This window comes from Micrococcus sp. APC 4021 (assembly GCF_030407635.1).
GTDB lineage: Bacteria > Actinomycetota > Actinomycetes > Actinomycetales > Micrococcaceae > Micrococcus > Micrococcus luteus.
Genome location: NZ_JASDCZ010000100.1, coordinates 1 through 8254 on the forward strand (window position 1 = coordinate 1; position 8254 = coordinate 8254).

At 74.6% G+C, this 8254-nt stretch carries 9 protein-coding genes; 7 read left to right on the top strand and 2 right to left on the bottom strand.

Annotated features, from left to right (window positions below; translation table 11 throughout):
- Positions 1 to 11: 11 nt before the first annotated feature.
- The 3 genes from QL983_RS08865 (at position 12) to QL983_RS08875 (ending at position 3315) form a co-directional block, all read left to right on the top strand.
- A complete protein-coding gene (locus tag QL983_RS08865) occupies positions 12 to 629 on the top strand; it encodes an ABC transporter ATP-binding protein (protein ID WP_290152386.1) in 618 nt (205 codons plus the stop codon).
- Between the two features lie 16 nt (positions 630 to 645).
- Positions 646 to 1740: a hypothetical protein gene (locus QL983_RS08870; protein ID WP_049147055.1), complete on the top strand. Its 1095-nt coding sequence runs from the start codon at positions 646 to 648 to the stop codon at positions 1738 to 1740.
- A gap of 63 nt (positions 1741 to 1803) precedes the next feature.
- Positions 1804 to 3315, top strand: a complete 1512-nt coding sequence (locus QL983_RS08875; protein WP_020621737.1) for a SulP family inorganic anion transporter — start codon at positions 1804 to 1806, stop codon at positions 3313 to 3315.
- Positions 3316 to 3325: 10 nt separating this feature from the next.
- Here QL983_RS08875 and QL983_RS08880 read toward each other — a convergent pair whose 3' ends face one another.
- On the bottom strand, positions 3326 to 3739 hold the full coding sequence (locus QL983_RS08880) for a VOC family protein (RefSeq protein WP_020621736.1): 414 nt from the start codon (positions 3737 to 3739) through the stop codon (positions 3326 to 3328).
- Positions 3740 to 3882: 143 nt separating this feature from the next.
- Here QL983_RS08880 and QL983_RS08885 point away from each other — a divergent pair, with 143 nt between their 5' ends.
- The 4 genes from QL983_RS08885 to QL983_RS08900 all read left to right on the top strand — a co-directional run bounded on the left by QL983_RS08885 (position 3883) and on the right by QL983_RS08900 (position 7484).
- Positions 3883 to 4836: a CPBP family intramembrane glutamic endopeptidase gene (locus QL983_RS08885; protein ID WP_036317511.1), complete on the top strand. Its 954-nt coding sequence runs from the start codon at positions 3883 to 3885 to the stop codon at positions 4834 to 4836.
- A gap of 1 nt (position 4837) precedes the next feature.
- Positions 4838 to 6250 (top strand): MATE family efflux transporter, encoded by a 1413-nt coding sequence (locus QL983_RS08890; RefSeq protein ID WP_069942010.1) that lies wholly within the window; start codon positions 4838 to 4840, stop codon positions 6248 to 6250.
- A 60-nt stretch (positions 6251 to 6310) separates the two neighbouring features.
- Entirely contained in the window at positions 6311 to 6892 is a 582-nt protein-coding gene (locus tag QL983_RS08895) for a hypothetical protein (RefSeq protein ID WP_010079963.1), read from the top strand.
- Between the two features lie 190 nt (positions 6893 to 7082).
- On the top strand, positions 7083 to 7484 hold the full coding sequence (locus QL983_RS08900) for a hypothetical protein (RefSeq protein WP_049144854.1): 402 nt from the start codon (positions 7083 to 7085) through the stop codon (positions 7482 to 7484).
- A 10-nt stretch (positions 7485 to 7494) separates the two neighbouring features.
- On the opposite strand, the gene QL983_RS08905 is transcribed toward QL983_RS08900, so the two are convergent.
- The coding region (locus tag QL983_RS08905; RefSeq protein WP_290152384.1) for an L-lactate dehydrogenase at positions 7495 to 8254 on the bottom strand (760 nt) is incomplete at its 5' end.

The window sequence follows — 8254 nt, forward strand, 5'->3', positions numbered from 1 at the left end:
CCGTCGAGGACCTGCGCTTCGCCTACACCCGCGCCGCCGAGGAGCTGTTCGACGGCCTCACCCACGCGTTCACGCCGGGCGCCGTCACCGCCCTCACCGGGCCCTCCGGGCGCGGCAAGTCCACCCTCCTGTACGTGCTCGGGCTCATGCTCACGCCCACCTCCGGAGTGGTGCGCCTCGGCGACGTCGACGCCTCCACCCGCCCGGACCGGGAACGCTCCCGCCTGCGCGCCACCTCCGTGGGATTCGTGTTCCAGGACTCGGAGCTGGACCCGTCCCGCCCCATCCTGGACTCCGTGGTGGAGCCCGGCCTCTACGCCGGGCTGGAGCGCCAGACGCTCGAGGACCGGGCACGGGCGCTGCTCGAGCGCTTCGGCCTCGCCCACCGCGCCGACCACCGGCCCGGGCAGGTCTCCGGCGGGCAGGCGCAGCGGGTGGCCGTGTGCCGCGCCCTCGTGAACGCGCCCGCCGTCGTCCTCGCGGACGAGCCCACGGGCAACCTCGACCCGGACAATGCCGGCCTCGTCATGGACGCCCTCGCCGATGCCGCCGCCGAGGGGCGCACCGTGGTGGTCGCCACCCACGACCCCGCCGTCGTCGCCCGCGCCGACGAGGTGGTTCGGCTGTGAACCGGGAGGACCGCCCATGAACCTGCGCACCCTGCTGCGTGAAGCCGTCACCGCCGCACGCACCTCTCCCGTGCCCTCCGCCCTCGTGCTGCTCGTGGTGGCCGCCATGTGCTTCGCCGCCGTGGCCACCGTGGGCAGGCAGGCCGCCACCGAGGCGGCCGTCGCCGCAGAGCTCTCCGGCCCCGGCGCCCGCGTGCTCACCGTCACCGACACCGGCGGCACCGGTTTCCTCACCGGCGCCACCGCGGCCACCCTCGCCGGACTCGACACCGCCGAGGCCGCCCTCGCCCGGGACTCGCCCATGGACGCCGTGAACACCGGGATCGGCCGGGGCGGCGCCCGCGTGGCCGTGACGAACGTGGTCGGCACCCTGGACCGTGGCATCGTGCTGACCCGCGGCCGCCTGCCCGCCCCCGGCGAGGTGGTGGTCCCCGAGGCCAAGCTCGCCGAGCTCGGCCTCGCCCAGCCCTCCGGAGCGATCGAGGCCACGGACGGCGGCCAGTGGGCCGTCGTCGGGGCGTTCCAGGCCCAGGACCCCTTCCAGGACCTCGACGGCTACGCCCTCACCGTCCCCGCCGCCCCGGACGCCCTCGTGATGCAGCAGGTCCGCGTCCTCGCCGCCGACACCGCCGGCACCCGCGCCATGCAGGAGGCCGCGCTCGCCGTGATCGACCCCGACCCGCGCGCCTCCTCCATCCAGACCGCCCGTGCCCTCTCCGCCGGCAACCAGGTGATCACCGGCGAGCTCGCCGGGCTCGGACGCTCCCTGCTGCTGCTGATCCTCGGAGCCGGCGCGTTCTTCGTGTCCATCGTGGTGCTCGCCGACGTCCTCATCCGCCGCCGCGACCTCGGCCGCCGCCGCACCCTCGGCATCGGCCGCGGAGACCTGATCCTGCTCGTGGCCGTGCGCACCGCCGTGCCTGCGCTGCTGGGCGCCGTGCTGGGCTCCGGAGCCGGGTACGCCGTCGTCGCCGGCCAGGGCGGGACGCTGGGGGTGGACTTCGTGGCGGCGGTGGCCGTGCTGGCCGCCCTCACCGCGCTGCTGGCCAGCCTCGCCCCGGCGGCGTTCGCCGCGTTCCGCGACCCCGTGCGGGTGATGCGGACGGCGTGAGGGGTGGCGGGCGGGCCCGCTCACCGGCGGGCACCCCGCCCGCGCACCGCTACCCTCGGGAGCATGCCCGCCTTACCCGCCGCGCCCCCGCCTGCCCTCACGCCGCTCCAGCGGCAGTCCGTCCTGCGCACCCTGCGCAGCCCTCGGCTGCTGGGCACCGAGGTGTTGGCCGCGGTCGTGGTGGCGCTCGCCCTGATCCCGGAGGCCATCGCGTTCTCGATCATCGCGGGCGTGGATCCGCGCGTCGGGCTGTTCGCGTCCTTCACCATGGCCGTCACCACCGCGATCGTGGGCGGCCGGCCCGCCATGATCTCCGCGGCCACGGGGGCGGTGGCGCTGGTCGTCGCACCGCTGTCCCACGCGTACGGGGTGGGGCACCTGCTTGCCGCGATCATCCTCGGCGGCGTCATCCAGATCCTGCTCGGCGTGTTCGGTGTGGCCCGGCTCATGCGGTTCGTCCCGCGCTCGGTGATGGTGGGGTTCGTCAACGCGTTGGCCATCCTCGTGTTCACCTCGCAGCTGCCCGAGCTGATCGGCGTCCCGTGGCTCGTGTACCCGCTCACGGCGTTGGCCCTGGCGATCGTGGTGCTGTTGCCGCGGCTCACCACGGCGGTGCCGGCGACGCTCGTGGCCGTCGTCGTGGTCACCGCCCTGGTGATGGCCGCCGGCCTGGCCGTGCCGCGCGTGGGGGACCGGGGCGCGCTGCCGGATGCGCTGCCCGTGCTCGGCCTGCCGGACGTCCCGCTGACGTGGGAGACCCTCCGGTTGATCCTGCCGTTCAGCGTCGGCATCGCGTTCGTGGGGTTGCTCGAGTCCCTGCTCACCGCGAAGCTCGTGGACGACATCACCGACACCCGCTCGGACAAGACGCGCGAGTCCTGGGGGCAGGGTGTCGCGAACGTGGTCTCGGGGTTGTTCGGCGGCATGGGCGGCTGCGCCGTGGTGGGGCAGACCATGATGAACGTCAAGGCGAACGGCGCCCGCACCCGGATCTCCACGTTCCTCGCGGGCGTGTTCCTGCTGGTGCTCGTGGTGGCCTTCGGCGGCTTCGTGGCGCAGATCCCCATGGCCGCGCTCGTGGGCGTGATGATGTTCGTGGCCGCCGCCACCTTCGATTGGCATTCGGTGCGCCCCGCCACCCTGCGCGCGATGCCGCGCTCGGAGACCGCCGTCATGGTCGTGACCGTGGCGGCCACGGTGCTCACTCACAACCTCGCGATCGGCGTGGGTGTGGGCGTGCTCGCTGCGCTGGTGCTCTTCGCTCAGCGCGTCTCGCGTCTGGTCACGGTGGTCCGCGAGGTCCACGACGACGGCGACGCCGTCACGTATCGCGTGCACGGCGCCCTGTTCTTCGCGTCCTCGAACGACCTCTACTCGCAGTTCGAGTACGCCCTCGACCCGCCGCGCGTCGTGATCGACATGAGTGCCGCGCACGTGTGGGACGCCTCCACTGTGGCCGCGCTCGACTCGGTGCTGACCAAGTACGCCCGGCACGGGATCCACGCCGAGGTGACGGGGCTGAACGAGGCCTCCGCGGCGATGCACGCGCGCCTCACCGGGCGACTCGGCGCCTGAGCCGGCGGGCTCAGGCGGTGACGAACTCCCACTGGTGCCCGTCCGGGTCGACGATCTCGCGGGAGTGCATGCCGGAGTCGGCCATCTCCTCGCGCAGGTCCTCGGGCAGGGGCACCTCGGCGGCGCCGAGCTCGATCGCCCGGTCCGCCAGGGCGTCCACCGCCGCGGCGTCGCCGACGGTCAGCGCCATGAGGGCGGAGTTGGTGGTGAGGCAGTCGGCGATCTCACGGTTGCCGATGAAGTCGGTGTAGTAGCCGGGGCTGAGGTACATCGCGTACGTCGACTCGGTGAGCTCGATGCACACCGAGTGCTCGTCCGAGTAGTCGTCCATTGCGGTGGCGCCCAGGGTCGTCCAGAACTCACGGATCCGCTCGGTGTCCGTCGTCGGGAGGTTGATGAACACCGGCTGGGAGAACAAGGCCATGGGGAGCACCGTAGACGAGGCGTTCGGCCCGCCGCCACCGCGCGCGTGTCGCGGGCGCGCGGGCGTGGCGTGGGCCACGGAGCCGCTCCCGACGACGGCGCCCGCGGCCTGGCGCGTCCGCCCCCGTTGGTAGCGTGGCCGCCATGAGCGTTCCTCCCTCTGGCCCGCCGGCCGGTCCGCCCGCCGGCTGGCCGCCGTCGGGCCGGCCGTCCGCCCGCCGCGCCGCCGTCGCCCCGAGCCTGCACGGGCACCCCGGCGCCCCCGGTGGCGTCCCCGCCGGCTGGCCCGGCCGCCGGCCCGCGGCCCGCCCCGCGCCGGACTGGACCCCGGGTCGGTTCCACTGGGGCGACGCCGTCGTGGTGCTCGTGTACGTGGCGCTCATGGTGCTCGGGCTGGGGCTGTGGCTGGCGGTGTCGCTCGGCCTGGTCCCCGGTGACCTCGAGGCGTTCGACCTGGTCCGCGACGGGTTCACGGTGAACATCGTCAGCTACGCGATCCTCGTGGTGCTCGTGCTGGCCGTGGCCTGGCGCCCGCTCGTGACGTCGCTGCGGGTGTTCCGCACGGGGACGTGGTGGAAGCTGTTGCTGCTGCCCGCCACGTGGCTGGCGTGCATCGTCGTGAACGTGATCGTGCTGAGCCTCATCGGGGAGGCGCAGACCAGCGCCAACCAGGCCGCGCTCGAGGAGATGACCACGCAGGCCCCGCCCGTGCTCATGATCCTCATGACCGTGGTGGCCGCCCCGCTCGTGGAGGAGTACCTGTTCCGCCACCTGCTGATCGGCAAGCTCTCCCGCTGGATCAACGTGTGGGTGTGCGCCGTGGTCTCCGTGCTCGCGTTCACACTCCTGCACTTCCTCGGCACCGGCGGCGACTTCCGGCTCGTGGAGACCGTCCCGTACCTGACCCTCGCGGTGGCGATCACGGTGTCCTACATCCTGATGGGCCGCTCGTTCGGGTACGCGGTGCTGCTGCACATGGTGAACAACGGCATCGCCATCGCGATGCTCTACCTCGTGGCCCCCCTGCTGCCGGACACGCTGCCCGGCCCCACTGCCCCGACCACGGCGCTGGCCCCGCTGCTGGCCCTGCTGGGCTGAGATGGCAGGACCCTCCGGCTCGACGGCGGCGCCCGCCCCGCAGGACGCGCGCGCCCTCACGCGGCGCATCCTCGCGCTCGCGGTCCCCGCGTTCGGCGCGCTCATCGCGGAGCCGCTGTTCCTGCTGGCCGACACCGCGATCATCGGGCACCTGGGCACGGCCCAGCTGGCCGGCGTCGGGATCGGCACCACCATCCTGCACACGCTCACCGGCCTCATGATCTTCCTGGCCTACGCCACCACCCCGGCGGTGGCCCGGCTGATCGGGGCGGGGAACCCGGCCGCCGCGATGGACCGCGGCCGCGACGGCATCTGGCTGGGCCTGCTGCTCGGCGCGGTGCTGGCCGTCCTCGGCTGGCTCGCGGCCCCCGCGCTGACGGCGGCCCTCGGCGCGACGGGCGAGGTGCAGGCCCACGCCGTCGCCTACCTGCGCTGGTCCATGCCGGGGCTGCCGGCCCTGCTGGCCGTGCTCGCGGCCACCGGGGTGCTCCGCGGCCTCCAGGACACCGTGACGCCGCTCGTGGTGGCGGGTGTGGGCTTCGGCGCGAACATCGGGCTGAACGTGGCCCTGGTGTACGGGCTGGGCTGGGGCGTAGCTGGCTCGGCCGTCGGTACGTCCGTGGTGCAGTGGGCGATGCTCGTGACATACCTGTTCGTGCTGGCCCCGCGCTTCCGCCGCTCGGGCACGGTGTGGGCGCCCCGTGCGTCGGGCATGCGCGCCACGGCCCAGGTGGGCTCGTGGCTGCTGCTGCGCACCGCGAGCCTGCGCGCGGCCATCCTCATCACCGTCATGGCCGCCGCCGGCGCGGGCGACCTCACCCTCGCCGCGCACCAGCTCGTCTTCACGCTGTTCTCCACGCTGGCGTTCGCCCTCGACGCCCTCGCGATCGCCGCGCAGGCCCTGATCGGCGCCGAGCTCGGGGCCGCCCGGCCGGATGCGGCCCGTCGCCTCACCCGGACGATGGTGCGCTGGGGGCTGGGCTTCGGCGTCGTGACCGGGGCCGTGCTGGCCCTGGCGGCACCGGTGCTGCCGGGGCTGTTCACCACGGACCCGACCGTGCAGGCCGCCGCCACCGTGGGCCTGTGGGTGCTGGCCGCCGGGCAGCCGGTGGCCGGGTACGTGTTCGTGCTGGACGGCGTGCTGATCGGCGCCGGCGACGCCCGCTACCTCGCCCTCGCCGGCCTCGTGAACCTCGTGGTCTACGCGCCGGCGCTCTGGGTGCTCGCGCAGCTCGCCACGGGCGGATTCGGCTGGACCGCGGCCTGGCCCGGACCGAACGCCGCCGTGCCCGACGCCGGCGTGCAGCTGGGCCTGCTCTGGCTCGGCTTCGCAGGGGTCTACATGGGGATGCGGGCGCTCACCCTCGGCTGGCGGGCCCGGCGCGACGACTGGATGCGGCTCGGCGTCGGGTGAGCGCGTCCGGGCGGTGACGCGCGGGCCGGGCCGCGGCCGCACTGCTCCTAGACTGGGGCGGTGGCTACCGTGCAGACCCCCCTCGAGATCTCGTCCGTGGTGTTCAAGCCGATCCTGATCCGCGCCGTGGTGGCGCTGGCGTTCGGTCTGACCACCGTGTTCGTCGCCGAGCCGGGCCTGACGTGGATGAAGGTCATGTTCGCGCTGTACCTGGCGTTCTCCGGTTCGGCGATGTGGGAGTACCTGCGCCGCGACCCGGTGCCCGTGGCCATGCGCTCCCCGCTGTCCCTGGCGGCGGCCGCGTGGATGCTCGGCGTGATCGTGCTGCTGTTCCTGGGGTCCCCGGCGGCGGTGGGCGTGGCGGCCGGCGCCGCCCTCGTGCTCGGCGGCGTCGCCGAGCTCGTGGCGTGGGCCCGCCACCGCCGCGAGTTCATCCCCGCGCGGGACCAGCTGTGGACCGGACTCGTGGGCCTGCTCTCCGGGGGCGGCGTGGTCGTGGCCGCCCTGCAGGGCTTCGGCCCGCACGCCCTGCTCGGCATCGCCGGCGGCGGGGCGATCCTGATCGGCGTGCTCCTGATGGTCTCCGGGCTCGGCTTCCACCACGAGGTGCGCCGGGACCGGGGCACGGCCAGGGGCCTCTGAACCGGGCCGACGTCGTCGTCCTGACCCGCGGGGCGGACGTTCGCCGGGGGAGGACCTCGGGGCCCCGAGGGGCCACCCGTCGGCCGGACGCGTAGACTGGCTCCGGTCCGCCGCGCCCCGAGGGCCTCAGCCCCGGGCGCCTGCGCGGGCCGTGTCGCCCCAGCCGCCCCCAGCCGTCAGGAGTCCCGCCGTGAGCGCACCGTCCCCCCGCCCGTCCGCCGATCGCGCCGGATCCGGCCGCCCGGCACGCGGCGGTCTGCGCACCACGGTCAAGGGCCCGCTCGTCTTCTCCGCCGTGCTCGGCCTGATCGGCGGGGTGATCGCCGGCATCACCGCCTCCGGCGGCACCCAGAATCCACTGCGCGTCGACATCGCGCTGATCGCCTTCGGCGTCTTCTTCATGACCTCGCTCGTGGTGGTGGCCATGCTGCAGCTCGCCGCGCGCGAGAACCCGGACCACCTCTCCCAGGGCTCCGGTGTGAACCGCTCCTCCGAGGAGATGTTCCGCAAGGCCGCCGCCGACCGCCGCGCCCAGGCCGCCGCCGAGCGCCGCGAGCAGGGCGGCACCGGAGGCGACGCCCCCCGCGCCTGAGCCCGGCGCCTCAGAACCCGAGGCTGCGTGCCTCCCGCCGCAGCGCGTCCGCCGAGGCGTGCAGCGCCCGCATCTCCGCGTCGTCCAGCTCGGGCTGGATCACGCGGGTGACGCCGTCGCGCCCCACCACGGACGGCATGGACAGGGCGACGTCCGAGAGCCCGTGGACGCCGTCGAGCACGGTGGAGACCGGCAGAATGGCGTGCTGGTCGCGCAGGATCGCCTCGAGCAGGCGGGTCGTGGCCACGCCGACCGCGTACGTGGTGGCGCCCTTGCCCTGGATCACCTCGTACGCGGCGTGCACCACGGTGTCCGCCACCTCGTCCAGGTCGGCGCGGGTGAACAGCGGGTCGACCGGCGTCGGCCACTCCAGGATGGGCGTCGGGCCGATGCGCGCCGAGCTCCACGCGGGGAACTCCGTGTCCCCGTGCTCGCCGAGGATGGCCGCGTGCACCGACGACGGGTGGACCTGCGCCCGCGACGCCAGCAGCCACCGCAGGCGGGACGTGTCCAGGAGGGTGCCCGAGCCGATCACCCGGCCGGCAGGCAGACCGGTGAGGCGCTGGGCCACCAGCGTGAGGACGTCCACGGGATTGGTGACGAGCACGATCAGCGCCTCCGGCGCGTGCGCCTGCACCTGGGGCAGCAGGCCGCGCAGGATCTCCACGTTGTGCGCGCCGAGGTCGAGGCGGGTCTGCCCCGGCTTCTGCTTGGCGCCGGCCGTGATCACCACGACCTCGCAGCCGGCCAGGACGTCCGGGTCCGCGCCG

What these genes read in the sequence shown, in the direction of transcription:
- QL983_RS08870 (WP_049147055.1), top strand. Translation starts at nt 646, where the DNA reads ATGAACCTGCGCACCCTGCTGCGTGAAGCCGTCACCGCCGCACGCACC.
- QL983_RS08875 (WP_020621737.1), top strand. Translation starts at nt 1,804, where the DNA reads ATGCCCGCCTTACCCGCCGCGCCCCCGCCTGCCCTCACGCCGCTCCAG.
- QL983_RS08880 (WP_020621736.1), bottom strand. Translation starts at nt 3,739, where the DNA reads ATGGCCTTGTTCTCCCAGCCGGTGTTCATCAACCTCCCGACGACGGAC.
- QL983_RS08885 (WP_036317511.1), top strand. Translation starts at nt 3,883, where the DNA reads ATGAGCGTTCCTCCCTCTGGCCCGCCGGCCGGTCCGCCCGCCGGCTGG.
- QL983_RS08890 (WP_069942010.1), top strand. Translation starts at nt 4,838, where the DNA reads ATGGCAGGACCCTCCGGCTCGACGGCGGCGCCCGCCCCGCAGGACGCG.